This is a genomic window from Cellulomonas sp. SLBN-39, assembly GCF_006715865.1.
Lineage (GTDB): Bacteria > Actinomycetota > Actinomycetes > Actinomycetales > Cellulomonadaceae > Cellulomonas.
This window is the reverse complement of sequence record NZ_VFOA01000001.1, coordinates 696,531-718,374: the sequence shown is the minus strand read 5'-3', so window position 1 is coordinate 718,374 and position 21,844 is coordinate 696,531. Positions and strand designations below refer to the sequence as shown.

Sequence of the window (21,844 nt, the reverse complement as noted above, 5' to 3'; positions counted from 1 at the left end):
CCGGGCGCCGGGACGTGCGGGACCTTCTGCGCCGCGGTGCGCCTGTGCCAGGGTGGTCGGGCGGCGGGCCGGTCCGTCGCGGAGCGGGAGGGTACGACGTGGCACTGGCGGCCGAGGTCCTGGAGGCGCTGCGCGCCGACGCGGCGACGATGCTCGACGAGACGGCCGCGCTGCGGCACGCGCTGCACCGGGTGCCCGAGATCGGGCTGGACCTGCCGCGCACGCAGCGCCTCGTGCTCGACGCGCTCGAGCCGCTCGGCCTGGAGGTCCGCACCGGCACCGCCCTGTCGTCCGTCGTCGCGGTGCTGCGCGGCGCCCGGCCCGGACCCGCGGTGCTGCTGCGGGGGGACATGGACGCGCTGCCCGTCACCGAGGACACCGGCGAGCCCTTCACGTCCGGCCACGAGGGCGTCATGCACGCGTGCGGCCACGACCAGCACGTGGCCGGGCTCGTCGCCGCGGCACGGCTGCTGGCCGCGCGCCGCGACGAGATCGCCGGCTCCGTCGTGCTGATGTTCCAGCCCGGCGAGGAGGGGCTCGGGGGTGCGCGCCTCATGATCGAGGAGGGCGTGCTCGACGCCGCGGGGGACCGGGTCGTGGCCGCCTACGGGCTGCACGTCATGTCCTCCACGCTGCCCGCGGGGGTCGTCGCGTCCCGCCCCGGCACGCTCATGGCGGCGTCCGACACGGTGCACGTCACCGTCCACGGGCGCGGCGGGCACGGCTCCAAGCCGTACCTCGCGCTCGACCCCGTGCCCGTCGCCGCGGAGATCGTCCTGGCGCTGCAGACGATGGTCACGCGCCAGCTCGACGTGTTCGACCCCGTCGTCGTGACCGTCGGGCGCGTCGAGGCAGGGACGAAGGACAACATCATCCCCGAGGTCGCGTACCTCGACGCGACCGTGCGGACCTTCAGCGAGGCGACCCACGCGGCCGTGCCCGAGCGGATCGCCCGCGTCGCGCACCACGTGGCCGCCGCGCACGGGCTGACCGCCACCGTCGACTACCAGCGCGGCTACCCCGTGACGGCCAACGACGCGCACGAGGTCGCCCGCGCCGCGGCCCTGACGCGCGCGACGTTCGGCGCCGACGCCTGGGTCGACGCCGCCGAGCCGGTGCCGGGCGCCGAGGACTTCTCGTACGTGCTGCAGGAGGTGCCGGGCGCGTTCGTGTTCGTCGGCGCCACGCCCGCGGGCGAGGACCCGGCCACGGCCCCGTACAACCACAGCCCGCAGGCGCGGTTCACCGACGACGCGCTCGCCGTCGGGCCCGCGCTGCTCGCGGCGCTGGCGCTGGACCGGCTCGCCGAGGGCTGAGCGCCGCCCGGCTCAGGCGTGCCGGACGCAGCGCGTCGCCGTCGGGCGTGCGGCCAGCCGGGCGTCGTCGATCGGCGCGCCGTCGACCTCGCACCGCCCCCAGGTACCCGCCGCGACCCGGTCGAGGGCCGCGTCGACCTCGACCAGGCGTCGGCGGGCGTCGGCGGCCAGCGCCTCCAGCTGGGCGCGCTCGAACGCGATCGTCGTGCCCTCCGGGTCGTGCTCGTCGTCGACGTTGGCCCCGCGGGCGGCCTCGACCACGTCCGTCCGGGCCGCGCCGAGCCCGTCGAGACGGTCGAGCACCTCGGCGCGCAGCGCGTGCAGCAGGGCGCGTGCCCGGTCGGCCTCCACCCGGGCAGTCCACCATGCGGCCGGCGGCGCCGCCCGGCGCGGCGCAGGGGCCGGGCGAGAATGCGCGTGCCCGGCCCGGTAGCCTGGGGCCGCCAGCACTGGCAGCACCGACATCAGCAGCACCCGACAGCAGCAAGGGGTCCGACGTGCCCACCGGCAAGGTCAAGTGGTTCGACAGCGAGCGCGGCTTCGGCTTCATCGCCACCGACGACGGTGGCGAGGTCTTCCTGCACGCGTCCGCGCTGCCCGCCGGGGTCACGGCGCCCAAGCCGGGCACCAAGGTGGACTTCGGCGTCGCTGACGGCCGCCGCGGCCCGCAGGCCCTGTCCGTGACGTTCCTCGACCCGGTGCCGTCCGTGGTCAAGGCCAAGCGGCCGCCGGCCGACGAGATGGCCGTCGTCGTGGAGGACCTCATCAAGGTGCTCGACAACATCGGCAACGACCTGCGCCGCGGGCGGTACCCCGAGGGCTCGCGCTCGACCCAGTACGCGAGCCTGCTGCGGGCCGTCGCGGACAAGCTCGAGGCCTGAGCGTGGCCGCCAAGGACGCCGTCCTCGACCGGGCCGTGGACCTCGCGCGCGAGGTCGCGCTGGAGATCGCGCACGAGCCCACCGACGTCGGGGACTACCTCGGCGCCGTGCACGAGGGCGAGCGCCTGGTCTCGCACCGGTTCGCGTGCACCGCGCGCGGCTACCGCGGGTGGGAGTGGACCGTCACGGTCGCCCGCGTGCCGCGCGGGCGCACCGCCACGGTCTGCGAGGCCGAGCTGCTGCCCGGCCAGGACGCCGTGCTGGGTGCTCCGTGGGTGCCCTGGTCCGAGCGGCTGCGCCCCGGCGACATCGGGCCCGGCGACGTCGTGCCGTTCCGTGCCGACGACCCGCGCCTGGAGCCCGGGTGGACGCCGTCCGGCGACCCCGAGCTCGACGCCGTCGCCATCGACGAGCTCGCCCTGGCCCGCGTGCGGGTGCTCGCGCCGCAGGGGCGCGACGAGGCCGCCGAGCGCTGGTACCGCGGGTCCCGCGGGCCGACGACGCCCGGGGCCGTCGCGTCCGCCGCCGCGTGCGGGTCGTGCGGGTTCCTCGTGCCGCTGCAGGGCTCGCTCGGCACGGTCTTCGGCGTGTGCGCCAACGAGTGGTCGCCCGACGACGGCAAGGTCGTCAGCCTCGACCACGGCTGCGGTGCGCACTCCGAGACCGACGTCGACCCGGTGCCGACGGACTGGCCCGCACCCGACCCCCTCATCGACGAGACGAGCGTCGAGCTCGTCACCCTCCGCACGCCGCCGGTGCCCGAGCCGGAGGCCGCCGGCACGGACGTCGCCCCGGCGCCTGCCGAGGAGCCCGTGGACGGGGACGCCGCGGAGGTCGCCGCGGGGACGGACGGCACGGTCGTCGCCGAGCAGGAGGCGCCGCTCGCGGACGTCGCGCCGGCGCCCGGCACCGCGGCCGGCGTGCCCGAGGACGTCGCGTCCGAGCCCGAGGTGACCGAGGCGTCCGACCCCACCGCCTGACCCCGTCCGCGCGCTCCCGGTGCGTCGGGGTGCACGGGGGCGCGCCACCGCTACGGTGATCCGCGAGGCAGGTGCGGGGGAGCGGGAGGCGCGGTGACCGGCGGCTGGGGCGCGGCGGGCGACGACGACTTCGGCACGGCCGCGCTGCGTGCCGCGGTCCTCGGGGCGTGGCGCGCGTCCCCCGCGCGGCTGCGCGAGGACGCCAACGCCGAGGAGGACCACGCCCGCGGGTACTACCGCGACCGCGTCCTCGTCGAGCTCGCCCAGAACGCCGCGGACGCCGCCGTCCGGGCCGGCGTGCCCGGCCGGCTGCTGCTGCGCGTGGCCCGCGACCCCGACGGCGGCGCGGTGCTCGTCGCCGCGAACACCGGGGCGCCCCTCGACGCCGCGGGCGTCGCCTCGCTCGCGACGCTGCGGGCCTCCGCCAAGCGGGACGGGCACGGCGTGGGGCTCGTCGGCCGGTTCGGGGTCGGGTTCGCCGCGGTCCGCGCCGTCGCCGACGAGGTCGCCGTCTGCTCGACGTCCGGCGCGGTGCGGTTCTCGCTCGCGGACACCCGTGCCGCGCTCGAGCAGGCGTCCGCGGACGTGCCCGCGCTCGCGGAGGAGGTCCGCCGCCGTGACGGCTCCCTGCCGGCGCTGCGGCTGCCGTGGCCTGCGACGGGCCGCCCGCCCGGCGGCTACGACACGGCCGTGGTGCTGACGCTGCGCGACGAGGTCGCGCTCGACGAGGTCCGGGCCCTGCTCGCCGAGGTCGGCGACGCCCTGCTGCTGGCGCTGCCCGGCCTGGTCGAGGTGGTCGTCGAGGACGTCGACGCGCCGTCGCGCCGCGTCTCGGACGTCGGCCGGCGCTGGCGCGTCCGCACCGCGCACGGAGAGGTGCCGCTCGCCGCGGTCGCCGACCGGCCCGTCGAGGAGCGTGCCGCCCGCGCCTGGCGCGTCACCTGGGCGCTGCCCCGGCCCGGGGCGCCGGTCGACGCCGTCGGCGGCCCGGGGCCGGCCGGGGGCCGGTGGTCGCCCGTCGTGCACGCCCCGACGCCCACCGACGAGCCGTGCACCCTGCCCGGTCTGCTCGTCGCCACGCTGCCGCTCGACCCGGCCCGCCGGCACGTCGTGCGCGGGCCGCTGACGGACATCGTCCTCGCCGCCGCGGCCGACACGTGGGCCGCCCTGGCGCGCGACGTCGCGACGGACGGCGGCGACGCGCTCGCGCTGGTGCCCACGGGCCTGGCCGACGGGTGGCTCGACGGCGAGCTGCGGGCCGCGGCCGTCGAGGCGATGGCCCGGACGCCGCTGCTGGCGCCGGCGGTCGGCGACGAGCTCGTCGCCCCGGCCCGCGCGACGGCCGTGCGCGACCTGACGGACGACGCCGCGCTCGCGGTGCTCGGCGCGCTCGTCGCCGGCATGGTCCGGGTGCCGCCGGGCGGTGCGGCGGCGGCCCGGACCCTGGGTGTGGAGGAGCGCGGCCTGGCCGACCTCGTCGAGGAGCTCCCGGCGACCGCGGGCCTGGACTGGGCGGGGCTGTACGGCGCGCTCGACGCGGTGGGGCACGACGCGCGCGTGCGCGAGCAGCTCGCGGCCCTGCCGGTGCCGCTGCTCGACGGCCGGGTGGTCCGCGGGCCGCGCGGCACGGTCGTGCTCGACGGCGCGCTCGTGGCGGCGCTCGACCCGCAGACCCTCGGCACGCTGCGCGCGTGGGGGCTGCGGGTCGTCGACCCCGCGGCCGCGCACCCGCTGCTGGGCCGGCTCGGCGCGCAGACCCTCGACGGCGCCGCCCTGCTCGCCCACCCCGCGGTGCGGCAGGCCGTCCTGGGCCAGGCCGACGACGACGACCTCGACCGGGCCGCGGACGTCACCGCGACCGTCCTCGACCTCGTCGCGGGGCTGCCGACCGGCCCGGACGGGGTGCCCGGTCTGCCGGCGGACGCGGCCTCGTGGCTCGGGCTCCTCACGCTGCCCGCCGCCGACGGCGAGCCCACCCCGGCGCACGGGCTGGTCCTCCCGGGGTCCGTCGCGGCGGACCTGCTCGACCCGCGCGTCGTCGCCCCCGTCGCGGAGGCCGCGGTCGACCGGTGGGGGCCGGGCGCGCTCCTGGCCGTCGGCGTCCGGGCCGACCTCGTCGTCACCCCGGTGCCCGACGTCGTCGCGGGCGTGGGGCCCGACGACGACGGGGACGACCCCGCGGCGCTGGCCGCCGCGTCGCTCGACGGCTGGACGGAGTACCTCGACGACCTCGCCGACCTGCTCGGCGACGGCACGTACGTCGGCGACCTCGTGGCGGTCGCGGACCTCGACGCGGTCGACGAGGACGCGTGGCCGGCCGTCCTCGCGCACGTCGCCGCGGACCCCCGCCTGCGGTCCGCGCTGCTGACCCCGGTCCGTGGCGAGCAGACGGGGGCGACGGCGCCGTCCTACACGGCGTGGTGGGTGCGCACGCGCGCCGAGCTGCCCGTGCCGGGGGTGTTCGCGCTGCCCGGGGCCGAGGGGCTGCCGGCGCAGCTCGTGCCGCCCGTCCCGGCGGTCCTGGCCGGGCTCGACGCCGGCGCGCTGCGGGCGCTCGGCGGTGCCGGCTCCCTCGACGAGCTCCCGCCGGCGGACTGGCCGCACGTGCTCGACCGCGTCGGCCGGCCGGGGGCGCGCGTCCCGCTGGACGTGGCGGCGGCGCTGTGGCGCGCGTGGGCGGCCGGTGCGCTGCCCGCGGACCCGCCCTCGTCGGTCGTCGCGCTGGCGGGCGCCGGTGCGGTGGTCGTCGACGCCGAGGACGCGGTGGTCGCGGACGGTCCGCAGTGGTGGCAGCGCACGGACCTCGGGCCGGTCGTGCCGGTGCCCCCGGCGGGCCCCGGCGGTGCCGGTGGCTCGGGTGCGGCGGCGCGGCTGGCGGCGGGTCTGGACCTGCCGCTCGCGTCGGCGGCGTGCGCAGGTGCCGTCGACGGGCAGGGCGAGGTCGAGCCGGTGCCCGACGACGTCGCCGCCCTGCTGCCGGGCGCACCGGCGACGTGGTGGCGGCACGACGAGCTGCGCGTCGACGGGGTCGAGGTCGAGTGGTGGGTCGAGGGCTCGGGCCCGGGCGCGGTGGTGCACGCCGTGCACGTGGCGGGCCTCGCGGCCGGCCTCGCGGTCGCCGCCGGGCGGTGGCACCTGCGGGCCGCCCTCGAGGCCCTGCTCGCGGGCGACGGCGGACCGGACGCGGTGCTGGACGTCGCGCTCGGCTGACGTCGTCCGGGTGCGTGCGGTGCCCGGCGGCATCATGAGAGGTCCGTGAGAGGTCGGTGAGAGACAGACCCGCACAGACCGGACAAAGGTCACGAAGAGGTAACGTCCCCGGCATGTCGTCCACCACGCCGAGCCGCCGCGACCTCCGCCGCCAGGAGCGCGCGCGACCGGGGGTGGGCCTGCGCGTGGCCCGCGTCGTCGCACCGGTCGTCGTCCTCGCGGGCACCGCCGCCTTCGTCGTCGGGGCCGCGCCGGGTGCGCAGGCCCCGACGGGGGAGGTCGCCGCGGGGGCCGACCTCGTCACCCGCACGCTCGAGATGGCCAGCCGGAACGCGACCCGCACGCCGTCCGCGACGACGACGTCCGGCGGCGGGCCCAGCACCAGCCCCACCGCGACCCCGGCCGCCTCGCCCGAGCCGGAGCCGACGCCCGAGCCCACCCCGGAGCCGACGCCGGAGCCCGAGCCCGAGCCGGCGCCCGAGCCGGCCCCCGAGCCCGCGCCTGCGCCCGAACCGGCACCCGAGGAGGCGGTGCTCGCCGCGTCCACCAGCGCCGAGGCGTCGCTCGCCGACCAGATCGTCGAGGCGACGAACGCCGAGCGCACCGCCGCGGGCCTGCCCGCGTTCACTGTCTCGTCCTGCGCCACCGGTCAGGCGGTGTCCCGCACGGCCGTCCTCGTCGCCGAGGGTCGCTTCGAGCACGACCCGCTCGACCCGATCACCGCGGCGTGCGGGTCGGGGATCGTCGGGGAGAACCTCTCGCTCGGCTACCCCGACGCGGCGTCGACCGTCGAGGGCTGGATGAACTCCGAGGGCCACCGCGAGAACATCCTGCGGTCCTCGTTCCAGCAGATCGGCGTCGGCTGCACCGAGGGTCCGAACGGCATGCTCTGCGCGCAGGTCTTCCTGGGCTGAGGCCCGTCCCGGGGCGGGGCGCCCGGGTCAGTCGGTCGGCGGCACCCGCACGTCGTGGCGCAGCGCCCAGGTGGTGGCCCCGACGCCGATGACCGCACCGGCGGCGCAGATGGCGACCGCGATGCTCGTGTCGCGTCCCACGAGCCAGCCGACGGCCGACGCCACGAGGCCCAGGACCCACAGCGCGGTACCGACCCCCATGACGTGCGCCAGGTCGACCTCGAGCGGCGGCGGCGGGGTACGCCGCGGGTGCAGCAGGGTGTCGAAGATCGAACGCACGAGGGGGAGCCTAGTCAGCCGGGCGTCCCGGCCGGCCCGGTGCGGGCCCGACCGCCCGGACGATCACCCACGGGCCGGGCCAGCAGCACGGCGGCGAGCGCGTCCACGGCGGGCAGGATCTGCCCGAACGACCGCCGGTAGAGCGCGTCCGAGCCGCCGATGGGGTCGACCACGTCGTCGGCGTGCACCGCGCCCCGGCGCGCCGCGGAGCCGCGGCGCCACCAGCCCGAGGGGTCGGGCTCGAGCGGCGCGACGCGGCCGCGGGTCGCCGCGAGCGTGTCCGGGACGGCCCGCACCCGGTCGACGACCCACCCGCCGGGCACCCGGCCCGCCGCCCGCAGCAGGTGCGCGGCCTCGCGCAGGGTCGTGGTGCGCCGCACGGCGGCGGGGGAGAGCACGCTCACCGCGGAGCGGTGCTCGCGCGTCATGGTGAGCACGAGGTCCGCGGCGTCGACCAGCTCGGCGGTCAGCTGCCGGGCGACGAACCCGTCGAGCGTCCCGCCGGCGGCCTCGACGAGCGGGGCCATCGGCCCGCTCGCGGGGGCGCCGACGACCGCGCGGGTCCCGGCGGACACGACCCGCACGCCCGTGCCCGCCAGGCGTGCGGCGAGCACCCGCTCGGCCGCGGGGGACCGGCACACGTTGCCGGTGCACACCAGCAGCACCGTCGCCGGTCGCCGTGCGGGCGCGGTGACGGGGCGGGGGTGCGGGTCCATCGGCGCATGATCCCACCCGGGCGCGCCCCGCGCCGGGACGGCGGTCGTCCGGGGGTGCGCGTGTCCTCTGCCAGACTTCCGCCCATGGCGACCACTTCGGACGAGGAGACGCGCACGGCGCCCCGCAACGCCGTCGACCGGTTCTTCAAGATCAGCGAGCGCGGCTCGACCGTCGGCACCGAGATCCGTGGCGGTCTCGTCACGTTCTTCACGATGAGCTACATCGTCGTGCTCAACCCGCTCATCCTCGGGTTCGCGCCCGACGGCACGGGGGCGTTCCTGGGCGGCGGCCCGGGCGACGGCTCGAACCTGCCGGCCATCGCGGCAGCGACGGCGCTGGTGGCGGGTGTCCTGTCGATCCTCATGGGGGTCGTGGCGAACTTCCCGATCGCGCTGGCCGCGGGGCTGGGCCTGAACGCGGTCGTGGCGTACACGATCGCGGCGCTGCCGGGCATGACGTGGGCCGACGCGATGGGAGTCGTCGTCCTCGAGGGCCTGATCATCCTGGTCCTGGTGCTCACGGGGTTCCGGACGGCGGTGTTCCGCGCGGTCCCGCTGGAGCTGAAGACCGCGATCAGCGTGGGCATCGGCCTGTTCATCGCGCTCATCGGCTTCGTCAACGCAGGCTTCGTCCGCCCCGGCGCCGGCACGCCGCTCGAGCTGGGCGTGGGCGGGTCGCTGGCCGGCTGGCCCATCGCGGTGTTCGTCGTCGGCCTGCTCGTCGCGATCGTGCTGCAGGTCCGTCAGGTGCGCGGCGGGCTGCTCATCGCGGTGGTCGGCACGACCGTCCTGGCGGTGGTCGTGCAGGCCCTCACGGGCGTGGGTGCCGGCGGCGCGGACAACCCGACGGGGTGGCACCAGAACGTGCCGGCGCTGCCCGACCAGCTCGTGCAGCTGCCGGACCTGTCGCTGCTCGGCCAGTTCTCGCTGCTCGGCTCGTTCGCCAAGATCGGCGCCCTGTCGGTGCTGCTGCTGGTGTTCTCCCTGCTGCTCGCGGACTTCTTCGACACGATGGGCACGATGGTCGCGGTCGGCGGCGAGGCCAAGCTCCTCGACGCGGAGGGCAGCCCGCCCGGGGCGCAGCGCATCCTCGTCGTGGACTCGCTCGGCGCGATCGCGGGCGGGGCGGGGTCGGTCTCGTCGAACACGGCGTACATCGAGTCGGCGTCCGGGGTCGGCGACGGGGCGCGCACGGGACTGGCCTCGGTCGTCACGGGCGTGGCGTTCCTGCTGGCCACGTTCCTGTCCCCGCTGGTCGCGATGGTCCCGTCCGAGGCCGCGGCGCCCGTCCTGGTCGTCGTAGGCTTCCTCATGGTCGTCCAGGTCGCGGGCATCGACTGGCGCTCGTACGAGGTCGGCGTGCCGGTGTTCCTCACCATGGTGCTGATGCCGTTCACCTACTCGATCACCGCGGGGATCGGCGCGGGCTTCATCGCCTACGTCGTCATCAAGGTGGCCGTGCGCAAGGCGCGCACCGTGCACCCGCTGATGTGGGTCGCGGCGGCGGCGTTCGTCGTCTACTTCACGCTCGGCCCGATCCGCGAGGCGCTGGGCGTCTGACGTCCGGGGTCGTCGCCTGCCGCGCGGGCGGCGACCCCGTCGTGGCGCCGGCGCCGGGCGAGCAGCACCCGCAGCGCCAGGAGGCCCAGCGCGGCGCCGAGGGTGTTGAGCACGACGTCCTGCAGCGTGGGCACCCGGGTCGGCAGCCAGCGCTGGACGGTCTCGATGCCCGCCGACGTGGCGAGGGCCAGCGGCACCACGACCCGGTCGCCCCCGCGGGTGCCGGCCGGCAGGGCGAGGCTGACGAGCACGCCGAACGGCACGAACATGACGACGTTGGCGATCGCCTCGACCCCGAGGTACGTGACGGGCAGGCCGTGGCCCGAGAGCCACGCCACGAGCTGCTCGACGCGCGAGAGCGTGCCGGCGTCGGCGGGTGCCGGCCCCAGCGTGACCGCGGCGACGGCCCCGAGGTAGACGACGAGCAGCACGCGCACGGCCCGCACGGGTCGTGGCCGGGCCCGGCGCTCAGCCACGGGTCGGGTGCGGGCGGGTCACGCGAACGAGGCCCACACGCGGGCGACGTCGTAGCGCGACCAGCGCCGCCCCGCGGGGGTGCGGCGCCCGGCGCCGTTGACCAGCACGGTCGTCTCGCGCAGGGACAGGCCCGCGGTGCGCGCGTCGGACACGAGGGCGAGCGCGGCGACGTCGACGCCGCCGACCGGCCACGGCACGTCCTGCGCGTCGACCGGGGCCTGCTGCATGAGGGTCGCGGTGGCGCGGGTGTGGCTCAGCGCGGTGACCCCGTGCCGGCGCGCGTGCTCGAGCACCGCCCAGTGGGCGGCGCGGTCCCCGGACGCGGTGGTCGCGCCGCGCTCGAGCCACGGGTCCACGACGACCGCGTCGACGGGGAGCTCGTCGAGCGCCTCGGGGGTCTCGCGGCCCGAGCCGTACCCGGTGAGCACGATCGTGGACCCGCGGGCGCGCAGCAGCGTGAGCGCCTCGAGCACGTCGGGCGGCCCGTCGAGCAGCGACGCCGCGACGCCGACCCACACGTGCGCGGGGCAGTGCTCGACCAGCAGCTCGGCGAGGGGCGCGCGCTGGGGGCCGGCGGCCGCGAGCACGCAGGTCGCGTCCCACAGCAGCGGCCCGTGACCGCGCAGGGGGTCGGTGAACCGGGCGGTGGCCGCCATGACGGCGCGCGCGGTGTCCAGGAACGGTGCGGGTCGGGTGATCGACAGCAGCTGCTCCACGCGGGGCGCGTCCCGGGGGCCGACGGTGCTGGGGTGGTGGCGCACCTGGGACGCGACCCGGGTGCCCGTCCACGCGTCGAAGAGCGGGGTCCGCGCGACCGTGGTCGCCTCGGTGTGCGGCTGCGGCAGACGGCCCTGCGGCAGAGCGAGGCGGGACAGGGCCCGGGTGACGACCGCGGGGGACTCGGCGGCGGCGCCCTGGGCCTCGGCGAGCAGCGGCGAGCGGCCCGCGCCGCGGTCGAGCTGCTCGACGAGCAGCGGCAGGTGCGCGCGCAGGGTGCGGGCCTCGGCGTGGGTCGTGCGCGCGAGGTACACGGCCGTGCCGTCCGCGGGGCTGACCACGGAGCCCGGCAGACCGTCGCCCCACACGTCGAGCTGGTCGGCGAGCAGCCGCTCGGCGTCGTCGAGGCCGTCGCCGCGGCCCGGCAGGGCGTCGAGCGTGCGGGGCCCGGTCGCGGCGGCGACCACGGTGAGCACCTGGTCCTCGCCCATCCCGGCCGTGCACGACGGGGTGATCCCGGGCAGGTTGGGTCGCCCCGTGACCGGGTCCGTCGTGCCGCTGCGGCGTCGTTCGACCTGCAGGAGGTCCACGGGCGGGCCGTCGCGCCGGTGCTCGTCGTTCGTCACTCGTCCTCCCCCATGACCTGACTCTGCCGCCTGCGCGGGGGACACGCCAGGCCTGCTCACCCGGACGCCCCAAGGATCACCCCGCGTCAGGGCCGCGGCCACGCACGTCGTCGGCGTGCCGCGCGCGGGACCGTCGGCGCACCGGGGGCCGTGCCGGGCCCGGTAGTCTGCGCTGGTTCCGTCATACCTAGGAGGACGACGTGCGGCTCTCCGTCATCGGCTGCGGCTACCTCGGAGCCGTCCACGCCGCGAGCATGGCCCACCTCGGGCACGAGGTCGTGGGTGTCGACGTCGACGCCCGCAAGGTCGAGCAGCTCGCGTCGGGGACGGCACCGTTCTACGAGCCGGGCCTGCCCGAGCTGCTCACGGACGTCCAGGGCACGGGCCGGCTGACCTTCAGCACGGAGATGTCCGCGGCCGCCGGCGCCCGCGTGCACTTCCTGTGCGTGGGCACCCCGCAGAAGCACGGCGAGTTCCGGGCCGACCTGTCGTACGTCGACGCCGCGTTCACGGCGCTGCTGCCGTTCGTGCAGCCGGGCGACCTCGTCGTCGGCAAGTCGACCGTGCCGGTCGGCACGGCCGAGGACCTCGCGGCCCGCCTCGAGGGCACGGGTGCGACGCTGGTGTGGAACCCCGAGTTCCTGCGCGAGGGCTTCGCCGTGCAGGACACGCTGCACCCCGACCGCCTCGTCTACGGCCTGCCGACGGACGGCGACGGCGAGCCGACCGCCGAGGGTGTGCGGGCGCGCGAGGTCCTCGACGAGGTCTACGCGACGCCGCTGGCCGACGACACCCCGCTGGTGGTCACGGACTACGCGACCGCGCAGCTGGTGAAGGTCGCGGCCAACTCGTTCCTGGCGACGAAGATCTCGTTCATCAACGCGATGGCCGAGCTGTGCGAGGCCACGGGGGCCGACGTCACGCGCCTCGCCGACGCGATCGGCTACGACGCGCGCATCGGGCGGCGCTTCCTCAACGCGGGCCTGGGCTTCGGCGGCGGCTGCCTGCCCAAGGACATCCGCGCGTTCATGGCGCGGGCCGGCGAGCTCGGCGTGGACCAGGCGCTGTCGTTCCTCAAGGAGGTCGACTCGATCAACATGCGCCGCCGCGTGCGCGTGGTCGACCTGGTGCGCGAGGTCTGCAACGGCTCGATCGTGGGCAAGCGCGTGGCGGTGCTCGGTGCCGCGTTCAAGCCGGAGTCCGACGACATCCGTGACTCGCCGGCGCTGTCGGTGGCCGCGCAGATGCAGCTGCAGGGTGCGCACGTCACGGTGACGGACCCGCAGGCCGTGGCGAACGCCCGCGCCAAGTGGCCCGACCTGCGCTACGCCGCGACGGTCGAGGACGCGGTCGCCGGTGCGGACGTCGTGGTGCTGGCCACGGAGTGGGAGCAGTACCGCGCGCTGGACCCGCAGACGGTGGGCGCCCTGGTGGCGCAGAAGGCCGTGGTCGACGGCCGCAACGTGCTCGACCCGGCGTCGTGGCGCGCGGCGGGCTGGACGTACCGCGCGCTCGGCCGCCCCTGACGCGCCGTACGGACCTCGACGGCCCGTCCGCCCCTGCCGGGGTTGGCGGGCCGTCGTCGTGCGCCGTCCGGGTGACCGAATGTCGTGAACCGAGGTAATGATGTAGGGTAACGACACGTGCCGACCACCGCCCTCACCCTCGCCGCCGAGCTGCGCGTCTCCCTGGGCCGGGCCACCCGCCGCCTCAAGGCCGAGCGCGGCGACGCCGGCCTGTCCGACCCCCAGTTCAACGTCCTCGCGATCCTGCACCGCGACGGACCCATGTCGCCCGGCCAGCTGGCCGACGCCGAGCGCATCCAGCCCCCCGCCATGACGCGGACCGTCAGCTGCCTCGCCGACCGCGGCCTCGTCCGCAAGGACGAGCACCCCACCGACGGCCGGCAGGTCGTCGTCAGCCTCACCCCCGAGGGCGAGGCCGAGGTCCACGAGACCCGCCGCCGCCGCGACGCCTGGCTCGCCGCCCGCCTCGACGAGCTCGACGACGACGAGCGCCGCACGCTGCGGGACGCCGCCGAGCTCCTCAGGAGGATCACCACCGCGTGAGCGCCACCTTCTCCTCGCTGACCTTCCGCAACTACCGGCTCTGGTTCGCCGGCGCGCTCGTCGCCAACATCGGCACCTGGATGCAGCGCGTCGGGCAGGACTGGCTCGTCCTGACCGAGCTGACCGACGACTCCGGCGTCGCCGTCGGCATCACCACCGCGCTCCAGTTCGGCCCCACCCTCGTCCTGTCCGCCTGGGCCGGGCTGCTCGCCGACCGGTTCGACCGGCGCCGGCTGCTCGTCGCCACCCAGGTCGCGCAGGGCCTGCTCGCCGCGGGCCTCGGCGTGCTCGTGCTGTCCGGCCACGCCCAGCTCTGGCAGGTCTACGCCTTCGCCGGGCTGCTCGGCTGCGTGTCCGCCATCGACCAGCCCGTGCGCCAGACCTTCGTCGCCGAGCTCGTGCCGGCGGGGCGGCTGTCCAACGCCGTCGGTCTCAACAGCGCGTCGTTCAACGCCGCGCGCCTCGTCGGTCCCGGGCTCGCCGGGCTCCTCATCGCTGCCGTCGGCACCGGCTGGGTGTTCGTGATCAACGCCGTCTCGTTCGCCGCGACGATCGTCTCGATCACCGCGATGCGCCGCGCGGAGCTCTACCCGATGCCGTCCGCGCCGCGCGCCAAGGGGCAGATCCGCGAGGGCGTCGCCTACGTCCGCAGCCGCACCGACATCGTCGTCATCATGGTCGTCGTCGGCGTCGTCTCCACGTTCGGCCTGAACTTCCAGCTCACCAGCGCCCTCATGGCCCGCACCGAGTTCGGCCGCGGCGCCCAGGAGTACGGCGTGCTCGGGTCCGTGCTGGCGATCGGCTCGCTCACCGGTGCGCTGCTCGCCGCGCGCCGCGACCGGCCCCGCGTGCGGCTGGTCATCGGCGCGGCCTTCGCCTTCGGCGTCGCCACGGGCGTGCTCGCGCTCATGCCCACCTACCTGACGTTCGCGATCGCGTGCATCCCCGTCGGCCTCGCCTCGCTGACGATGATGACCGCCGCCAGCTCCGCGATCCAGATGAGCACCGACCCGGCCATGCGCGGGCGCGTCATGTCCCTCTACATGGTGGTCTTCCTCGGGGCCACGCCCGTGGGCTCACCCGTCGTCGGCTGGATCGGGGAGACGTTCGGCGCCCGCTGGGCGATCGGCGTCGGCTCGATCAGCGCCCTCGCGGTCTCGCTCGGCGCCGCGTGGTGGGCCCGGACCCACTGGAACGTCCGGGTGCGCTACCACGTGGCCGGCCGCCCCCACGTGGAGGTCGTGCACCTGGCCGACGCCGCACACCGCCCCGACCCCACCCGCCCCGGTAACGAGCGCGCCCGCACCGCCCCCGCCCGGGTCGGGGCCCAGGACGCCGCCGACGCGCAGTCCGCGGCCTGACGGTCCGCGCCGCCGCCCCCGCGGGTGAATGTGCCGCCGGGCCCGATGCCCGGTTCGTCCGTCGTGCGACCATCGCCCGGTGAGCACACGCGACGACGCCGCGCCAACGGCCGCGAGCACCGGCGCGGACGACGAGCGGGCGCCCGGTGCCCCGGCCGGGCCGCGCCGTGCCCGCACCGCCCGCCGCGCCGGCGTGGTCGTCGCGGTCCTGCTCGTCGTGCTCCTCGCGTTCGCCGGCTGGGTGGCCTGGCGCGGCTACCAGGCCGCCACCGCGCTGCAGGACGCGCGCGACCTGCTGGCCGACGTCGACCTCGACCCGGCGGACGCCGGCGCCGCCGCCACCGACCTGTCCGCCGACCTCGTCGCGGTCCGCGAGCGCACGGCCCGTGCCCGGGCGGCGACCGACGACCCGGTGTGGGCGCTCGCGGAGCACGTCCCGTGGGTCGGCGCCCAGCTCGAGGCGGTCCGCGTGGTCGCCGTGGCCGTCGACGACCTCGCCACCGACGCCCTGCCCGCCCTCGACGCCGTGGGCACGCTGCTCGACGGTGCGCTGCGCACCCCGGACGGCCAGGTGGACGTCGACGCGCTGCAGGTCGCGGCCGACGAGGTCGGGGCCGCCGCCGCCACGACCGCGCGGGCCCGCGCGCAGGTGGACGCCCTCGACCCGGACGGGCTCGTCGGGGCGCTGGCCGGGCCGGTCGGCGACGTCGGGGCGACGCTGGCGCAGGCCGACGAGCGGCTGGCACCCGCGGCCGGCGCCCTGGCGCTGCTGCCGCCGATGCTCGGCGCCGACGAGCCGCGCACGTACCTCGTCCTCGCCCTGAACACCGCCGAGCTGCGCACCGCCGGCGGCATCGTGGGGTCGGTCACCGCGGTGCGGGCCGACGCGGGGGCGCTCGAGGTGGTGGCGCAGCGGTCCACGGCCGACCTGCCCCCGCTCGACGAGCCGGTCCTCCCGCTCACGGAGCAGGAGGTCGCCGTGCACACGGACGCGCTCGGCCGCTGGGTCCAGAACGCGACCGCGACCCCCGAGTTCCCCCGCACCGCCGAGCTCGTCGCCGCCCGCTGGGCGCGGGACGTGGGCGGCGCCGTCGACGGCGTCGTGGCCACCGACCCGGTGGCCGTCGGCACCCTCGTCGGGGCGCTCGGCGGCGTCGACGACCCCGACGGGGGAGAGCTGTCCGGCGACGGGCTCGTCGGTGCTCTGCTGCGGGAGGCGTACCTGACCCACCCCGACGGCGTCGCGGCGGACGCGTACTTCGCGACCGTCGCCGCGTCCGTGCTCGACGCCGTCACCAGCGGGCGCGGCGACGCGCCCGCGCTGCTCGACGCGGTCCGGCGCACGGTCGACGAGCGGCGCGTGCGCGTGTGGTCGGCGCGCCCGGCCGAGCAGGAGGTGCTCGCGGGCACCGTCGTCGGCGGCACGTTCCTCGACCCGGCGCACGACGACGTGGTCGGGGTGTTCCTCAACGACGCGACGCAGGGCAAGGTCGGGGCGTACCTCGCCACGGACGTGACGTTCACCGACGCCCGGTGCACGGGCGACCGGCCGGCCGTGACCGTGGTGCTGGACCTCGCGTACGACCCGCCGGCCGACGTGGCGTCGTTCCCGCTCGTCGTGACGGGGACCGCCGACGGGGTGCCGGCAGGGTCGCTCGCGACCGTCGTCTCGGTGTGGTCCGCGTCCGGGGACCCCGCGCCGACCCTGCGGCGCGACGGGACGGTCGTCGGCGGCGACCGGGACGAGGTGGACGGCCGCACGGTGCAGCGGATCTCGTCGGTGCTGGCGCCCGGCCAGGACCAGCGGGTCACCGTCGAGGTGCCGCTGCACGACGGCGCGGCCACGGTCCGCACGACCCCGACGCTCACGTCCCCGGGCGAGCACGCGTTCGCCTGCGCGAGCGGGTGAAACGGACATGTGGGGAGGTATCACCCGCTCGGCGGCTTGGTTCCGCGCGTCCGGTCCGGGACGATAAGGGGGAATCGTCCGAATCTCCGAGCGGAGCCTGCCATGCGCGCCTTCCGTCGGGCCGTCGCCGTCGCGGCCCTCGCCCCTCTCCTCGCCCTCGGCGTCCCCGCCGTGGCGTCCGCCGCCACCCCGAACCCCACCGCTCCCGGGTGCGAGGGCGGCACCGACGAGTACGGCGACCCGCTGCCGTGCGAGCTCGAGCTCACGGTCATCTCGCCGATCTGCGACAACGACGTGCCGAAGCTGCAGTACGCGGTCGACCCGGTGGGCACGCCGAACACCACGGTGACGATCTCGTTCCTCAAGGACGGCGTCCCGACGGTCGTCTACCCCGACCAGCCCCTGAACGGCACGGTCCTGTGGCCCGGTGCGGTCGAGGAGGACGGCGTGGGCGTCGACTGGCCCGGCTGGAGCCTCGTGGACGGCGAGTGGGTCGAGGGCGACGAGTACGACTGGGTCCGCCCGACCGTCACCGTGCAGTTCGAGGTGAACCCGACCGCGACGGTCGACGTGGCGTACCCGCCGTCGACCCCGCAGTGCGCCACCAGCCCCTCGGGCAGCGACGTGCTCGCCGCGGGCCCGACGTCGACGTCGCGGTCCGACGTGCTGGCCGCGACGGGGTCGCAGGCCCTGCCGCTCGCCGCGGGCGGTGCGGCCCTGCTCGCCGCGGGTGCCGCCGCGCTCCTGGTCGCCCGCCGCCGTCGTCAGGACGCCTGACCCGCACGGCACGCTGCACGCACGAGAGCCCGCGACCTGCTGGTCGCGGGCTCTCGTGCTGTCGGCGGGCGGGGGCTCAGCCCATGCGGTCGACGACGTGGTCGACGCACGCCGTCAGGGCGAGCACGTCGTCCGGCTCCACGGCCGGGTACACGCCGACGCGCAGCTGGTTGCGGCCGAGCTTGCGGTAGGGCTCGATGTCGACGACGCCGTGCCGGCGCAGCACGGCGGTGACCGTGGTGGCCTCGACCGCGGGGTCGAGGTCGATCGTCGCGACGACGGGGGAGCGCAGCGCCGGGTCGGTGACGAACGGCGTCGCCCAGTCGCGGGCCTGCGCCCAGGAGTACAGGTGGCCGGACGACGTGGCGGTCCGCTCCGACGCCCACGCGAGCCCGCCCTGCGCGAGCATCCACTCGACCTGCTCCGCGAGCAGGAGCAGGGTGGCCACGGCGGGGGTGTTGAGCGTCTGGTCGAGCCGCGAGTTCGTCACCGCGGTCGTGAACGACAAGAACTCCGGCACCCACCGGCCCGACGCCTCGACGTGGGCCGCCCGCTCGACCGCGGCCGGCGACGCGAGCGCGAGCCACAGGCCGCCGTCGGACGCGAACGACTTCTGCGGCGCGAAGTAGTAGACGTCGGTCTGCGCCACGTCGACGGGTGCCCCGCCCGCGGCGGACGTGCCGTCCACGAGCACGAGGGCGCCGTCCTCGCGCGAGCCGGCGACGCGGCGCACCGGGGCCAGGACGCCGGTGGACGTCTCGTTGTGCGGCCAGGCGTAGGCGTCGACGCCGTCGACGTGCGTCGGGACGGCCACGCCGCCGGCGGGTGCGGTCACGACGTGGGGCTCGGCGAGGAACGGTGCGCGCGTCGTCGCGGCGGCGAACTTGGCGCCGAACTCCCCGAACCGGGCGTGCGCGGAGCGCTCCTGGACGAGGCAGAGGGTGGCGACGTCCCAGAAGGCGGACGCGCCGCCGTTGCCGAGCACGACCTCGTACCCGTCGGGCAGGTCGAACAGGGCGGCCAGGCCGGCGCGGACCCGGCCGACGACCGCGCGCACCGGCGCCTGCCGGTGGGAGGTCCCGAGCACGGAGGTCCCCGAGGCCACGAGGGCGTCGAGCTGGGCGGTGCGGACCTTCGACGGCCCGGACCCGAAGCGGCCGTCGCGCGGCAGCAGGTCGGCGGGGATCGTCAGGGCGGCGAGGGCGTCGGCGGGCACGAGCCGAGGATAGGCCGCGGCGCCCGCGGCGCGTGGGTGGGACCAACTACCCTGGGACGAGCACGCGGCGGGCCACGCCCTGCCGCCCGAGCACGACGCAGGAGGCCGACCGGTGAGCGACCTGATCGACACGACGGAGATGTACCTCAAGACGGTCTACGAGCTGACCGAGGAGGGCATCACGCCGCTGCGGGCGCGCATCGCGGAGCGCCTGGGCCACTCGGGCCCCACGGTCTCCCAGACGGTGGCGCGCATGGAGCGCGACGGCCTGGTGGTCGTCACGGGCGACCGTCACCTCGAGCTCACGGAGGCGGGGCACGCCAAGGCCGTCCGGGTCATGCGCAAGCACCGCCTCGCCGAGCGCCTGCTCACGGACGTCATCGGGCTGGACTGGCCGCACGTGCACGAGGAGGCGTGCCGCTGGGAGCACGTCATGAGCGAGCGCGTCGAGCGCCGGCTCGCGGCCCTGCTCGACCACCCGCACTTCGACCCCTACGGCAACCCCATCCCGGGCCTGGACGAGATCGGCGAGGAGCGCACCCCCGTGCGGTTCCTCGACGGTGTGGTGCCGCTGACGGGGGCGGAGGGGCTGGGCCGCGACGTCGTCGTGGCCCGCATCGCCGAGCCGCTCCAGGTCGACGTCGAGCTGCTCGGCCGGCTCGCCGCGGCTGGCGTGCGCCCGGGGGAGAAGGTCACCGTGGAGCGCACCGCGGGCTTCGTGACCGTGGGGGCCCCGGGCGCTGCGACCGTGCTGGACCTGCCCGACGACGTGGCCCGTCACATCTTCGTCGGGGCGGTCTGACTCCTAGCCCACCGTGGGACGCCGGGCGACCGGCTCCCGGCGCGTCGCGCGGAAAGTCACCCGCCCTGTCACCCGCTCGGCCGTGCCCTGTGTCGGCGCAGGTCGGCACGGCGTGTCGCGCGCCCGCACCGGACGGCCGTCCATGACCTCCCCGAGATGTTCGTGACCGGAGCGTGACAATGCCTGCGAGGGGCGGTACGTTCGGTCCTGCTTCACCGGAACCCTCCTCCGGGGAGCCCTCGAGCGGCACGCCGAACCCTGCCACCGCTCGCAGGTCCGTACGACTCGCCGGCAGGGGCGGGGGACCCAAATCGTGGGTACCGGAGACGGTGCCCTTGGGGTGAAGCCGCGGCGGACGACGTGACGCTCTGCACGACCCACGTGCAGGACGGTGACGGCGGCCGACGCGGCCGGGTGTTCTCCCACCCGAACCCGACAGCTCACCTCGTAGGCGACAGGAGAGGCCAGCTCTTGTCCGACAGCATCACGAAGGCGCGGCACCGCTCGGCGCGTCGCCCGTCGACGCCGCTCACCGACCTCGCCCACGCGGCGTCCGAGCAGATGGGCACCGCGGGTCGCCGCACCGCCGTCGTCGCGTCGTCCGGTCTGATGATCACGATGATGGCCATCCCGTCGAACGCCGCCACGCAGGCGTCCGGGACCCTCGCCTCGGTCGACACCGCCGCGCTCACCGCGTCGGCCCGTGCCGTGCTGAACACCTCTCCCGTGGTCTCGGCCCCCGCCGACCTGGAGTTCACGGTCGACGCCCCGGTCGTCAAGGCCGAGAAGCCCGCGCCCGTCGTGGTCGTGGAGACCCCGGTCGCCGCCTCGCGCACCGCCGAGCGCGCCGAGGCCGCCACCTCGACCGACACCGCTGCGGCTGTCTCGACGGCCCCCGCCGCCGCGGTCCCGCAGTCGGTCTCCGGCAACGCGGTCCTCGAGGTCGCGGCCCGCCTGGTCGGCGTCCCGTACGTCTCCGGCGGCACCACGCCCGCCGGCTTCGACTGCTCGGGCTTCACCTCGTACGTCTACGCGCAGCTCGGCGTCTCCCTGCCGCGCACGTCGTCGGCGCAGCGCTACGCGGGCACCGTGGTGTCGCGGGCCGAGGCCCAGCCGGGCGACCTCATGTGGAGCCCCGGCCACATCGCGATCTACGCGGGCGGCAACCAGATGATCGACGCGCCGCGGCCCGGCAAGACGGTCCAGTTCCGCACGATCTGGCAGAGCAACCCGGTCTTCATCCGGATCGGCTGAGCAGATGTCCACGAGGCCCCGACGACACCACGTCGTCGGGGCCTCGTCGCGTCTGCAGGCGTCGCCGCAGGAAATGGGGGTGCGCGTACCCTGGTCCCGCACCCACGCTGATCTTCTTCGCCCAGACCGGCAGCCAGCCGGTCCGACCTCGAGGAGTGCACGTGCTGACGACCGCCCCGCCCGCCACCACCGGTCCCGACCGCGCTGCGAGCGCGCCGTCGCGGACGCTGCTGCTGAACGCCTCGTACGAACCCCTGTGCATCGTCCCGGTACGTCGCGCGGTGCTGCTGCTCCTCCTCGACAAGGCGGTGCTCGAGGAGGCCTGGGACGCCGTCATGCACTCCGAGCACCTGGTGCTCGAGGCCCCGTCGGTGGTCCGCCTGCACCGGTACGTCCGCGTCCCGCGCCGCTCCCGGGTGCCCGTCACGCGTCGGGCGGTGCTCGACCGCGACCGTGAGCGCTGCGCGTACTGCGCGGGCAGGGCCGACACGATCGACCACGTGGTGCCCCGGAGCCGGTCCGGCCCGCACGCGTGGGAGAACGTCGTGGCCGCGTGCCGGCGGTGCAACCACCGCAAGGCCGACCACCTGCTGTCCGAGCTCGGCTGGACGCTGGCGTTCACACCCGCGCAGCCGCGGGCGACGGTGCTGGGCGCCTCGGGCCACCACCGGCACGAGGCGGCCTGGGAGCCGTACCTGGAGTGGTTCGGGGAGGGTCGCGCCGAGGTCGCCTGACACCGGGCATTCGGTCCCGGGGGGCGTCCGACGCCGGCCGGCCGGT

General features: G+C 76.7%; 20 protein-coding genes and 1 riboswitch. Of the genes, 14 read left to right on the top strand and 6 right to left on the bottom strand.

Annotated features, from left to right (window positions below; translation table 11 throughout):
• The first annotated feature begins 149 nt into the window (after positions 1 to 149).
• Complete coding sequence (locus FBY24_RS03145; RefSeq protein WP_142163118.1) at positions 150 to 1,316, top strand: M20 family metallopeptidase; 1,167 nt, start codon at positions 150 to 152, stop codon at positions 1,314 to 1,316.
• A gap of 12 nt (positions 1,317 to 1,328) precedes the next feature.
• Here FBY24_RS03145 and FBY24_RS03140 read toward each other — a convergent pair whose 3' ends face one another.
• Entirely contained in the window at positions 1,329 to 1,667 is a 339-nt protein-coding gene (locus tag FBY24_RS03140; protein WP_142157988.1) for a TraR/DksA C4-type zinc finger protein, read from the bottom strand.
• Positions 1,668 to 1,813: 146 nt separating this feature from the next.
• Between FBY24_RS03140 and FBY24_RS03135 the strand changes: the two genes are divergently transcribed.
• The 4 genes from FBY24_RS03135 (at position 1,814) to FBY24_RS03120 (ending at position 7,301) form a co-directional block, all read left to right on the top strand.
• On the top strand, positions 1,814 to 2,197 hold the full coding sequence (locus tag FBY24_RS03135; RefSeq protein ID WP_140460727.1) for a cold-shock protein: 384 nt from the start codon (positions 1,814 to 1,816) through the stop codon (positions 2,195 to 2,197).
• A complete protein-coding gene (locus FBY24_RS03130) occupies positions 2,194 to 3,177 on the top strand; it encodes a DUF3027 domain-containing protein (protein ID WP_142157986.1) in 984 nt (327 codons plus the stop codon). Before FBY24_RS03135 ends, FBY24_RS03130 begins: the two co-directional genes overlap by 4 nt.
• Positions 3,178 to 3,270: 93 nt before the next feature.
• On the top strand, positions 3,271 to 6,387 hold the full coding sequence (locus tag FBY24_RS19640; protein WP_142157984.1) for a sacsin N-terminal ATP-binding-like domain-containing protein: 3,117 nt from the start codon (positions 3,271 to 3,273) through the stop codon (positions 6,385 to 6,387).
• Between the two features lie 113 nt (positions 6,388 to 6,500).
• On the top strand, positions 6,501 to 7,301 hold the full coding sequence (locus tag FBY24_RS03120) for a CAP domain-containing protein (protein ID WP_142157982.1): 801 nt from the start codon (positions 6,501 to 6,503) through the stop codon (positions 7,299 to 7,301).
• Between the two features lie 27 nt (positions 7,302 to 7,328).
• On the opposite strand, the gene FBY24_RS03115 is transcribed toward FBY24_RS03120, so the two are convergent.
• Complete coding sequence (locus tag FBY24_RS03115; RefSeq protein ID WP_160158413.1) at positions 7,329 to 7,580, bottom strand: DUF2530 domain-containing protein; 252 nt, start codon at positions 7,578 to 7,580, stop codon at positions 7,329 to 7,331.
• A gap of 14 nt (positions 7,581 to 7,594) precedes the next feature.
• Entirely contained in the window at positions 7,595 to 8,296 is a 702-nt protein-coding gene (locus tag FBY24_RS03110; RefSeq protein ID WP_142157979.1) for a low molecular weight phosphatase family protein, read from the bottom strand.
• 84 nt (positions 8,297 to 8,380) lie between these two features.
• On the opposite strand from FBY24_RS03110, the gene FBY24_RS03105 reads away from it, so the two are divergent.
• Positions 8,381 to 9,856 carry an NCS2 family permease gene (locus FBY24_RS03105; protein WP_142157977.1) on the top strand — a complete coding sequence of 492 codons (1,476 nt, stop codon included), beginning with the start codon at positions 8,381 to 8,383 and terminating at the stop codon, positions 9,854 to 9,856.
• Here the strand turns inward: FBY24_RS03105 and FBY24_RS03100 are convergent.
• Both FBY24_RS03100 and FBY24_RS03095 read right to left on the bottom strand, forming a co-directional pair.
• Positions 9,814 to 10,332, bottom strand: coding sequence for a VanZ family protein (locus FBY24_RS03100; protein ID WP_142157975.1), 519 nt, complete (start codon positions 10,330 to 10,332; stop codon positions 9,814 to 9,816). The genes FBY24_RS03105 and FBY24_RS03100 overlap by 43 nt on opposite strands.
• 18 nt (positions 10,333 to 10,350) lie before the next feature.
• Complete coding sequence (locus FBY24_RS03095; RefSeq protein WP_142157972.1) at positions 10,351 to 11,676, bottom strand: EAL domain-containing protein; 1,326 nt, start codon at positions 11,674 to 11,676, stop codon at positions 10,351 to 10,353.
• A gap of 200 nt (positions 11,677 to 11,876) precedes the next feature.
• Here FBY24_RS03095 and FBY24_RS03090 point away from each other — a divergent pair, with 200 nt between their 5' ends.
• The 5 genes from FBY24_RS03090 to FBY24_RS03070 all read left to right on the top strand — a co-directional run bounded on the left by FBY24_RS03090 (position 11,877) and on the right by FBY24_RS03070 (position 17,792).
• Complete coding sequence (locus FBY24_RS03090) at positions 11,877 to 13,202, top strand: UDP-glucose/GDP-mannose dehydrogenase family protein (RefSeq protein WP_140460642.1); 1,326 nt, start codon at positions 11,877 to 11,879, stop codon at positions 13,200 to 13,202.
• A 117-nt stretch (positions 13,203 to 13,319) separates the two neighbouring features.
• Entirely contained in the window at positions 13,320 to 13,745 is a 426-nt protein-coding gene (locus FBY24_RS03085) for a MarR family winged helix-turn-helix transcriptional regulator (protein ID WP_142157970.1), read from the top strand.
• On the top strand, positions 13,742 to 15,106 hold the full coding sequence (locus FBY24_RS03080; RefSeq protein WP_142157968.1) for an MFS transporter: 1,365 nt from the start codon (positions 13,742 to 13,744) through the stop codon (positions 15,104 to 15,106). Before FBY24_RS03085 ends, FBY24_RS03080 begins: the two co-directional genes overlap by 4 nt.
• Positions 15,107 to 15,185: 79 nt before the next feature.
• Entirely contained in the window at positions 15,186 to 17,015 is a 1,830-nt protein-coding gene (locus FBY24_RS03075) for a DUF4012 domain-containing protein (protein WP_160158412.1), read from the top strand.
• A 102-nt stretch (positions 17,016 to 17,117) separates the two neighbouring features.
• Positions 17,118 to 17,792, top strand: coding sequence for an LPXTG cell wall anchor domain-containing protein (locus FBY24_RS03070; protein ID WP_142157964.1), 675 nt, complete (start codon positions 17,118 to 17,120; stop codon positions 17,790 to 17,792).
• A 76-nt stretch (positions 17,793 to 17,868) separates the two neighbouring features.
• On the opposite strand, the gene serC is transcribed toward FBY24_RS03070, so the two are convergent.
• Positions 17,869 to 19,008, bottom strand: coding sequence for a phosphoserine transaminase (gene serC, locus FBY24_RS03065; RefSeq protein WP_255432192.1), 1,140 nt, complete (start codon positions 19,006 to 19,008; stop codon positions 17,869 to 17,871).
• Positions 19,009 to 19,120: 112 nt separating this feature from the next.
• Between serC and FBY24_RS03060 the strand changes: the two genes are divergently transcribed.
• The 3 genes from FBY24_RS03060 to FBY24_RS03050 all read left to right on the top strand — a co-directional run bounded on the left by FBY24_RS03060 (position 19,121) and on the right by FBY24_RS03050 (position 21,798).
• Entirely contained in the window at positions 19,121 to 19,810 is a 690-nt protein-coding gene (locus tag FBY24_RS03060; RefSeq protein ID WP_142157961.1) for a metal-dependent transcriptional regulator, read from the top strand.
• 239 nt (positions 19,811 to 20,049) lie between these two features.
• Positions 20,050 to 20,278: riboswitch (cyclic di-AMP (ydaO/yuaA leader) on the top strand.
• 3 nt (positions 20,279 to 20,281) lie between these two features.
• The gene (locus FBY24_RS03055) at positions 20,282 to 21,064 is read left to right on the top strand and encodes a C40 family peptidase (RefSeq protein ID WP_142157959.1); all 783 of its coding nucleotides are present in this window, start codon (positions 20,282 to 20,284) and stop codon (positions 21,062 to 21,064) included.
• Positions 21,065 to 21,291: 227 nt separating this feature from the next.
• A complete protein-coding gene (locus tag FBY24_RS03050; RefSeq protein WP_142163112.1) occupies positions 21,292 to 21,798 on the top strand; it encodes an HNH endonuclease in 507 nt (168 codons plus the stop codon).
• The last annotated feature ends 46 nt before the right edge of the window (positions 21,799 to 21,844 follow it).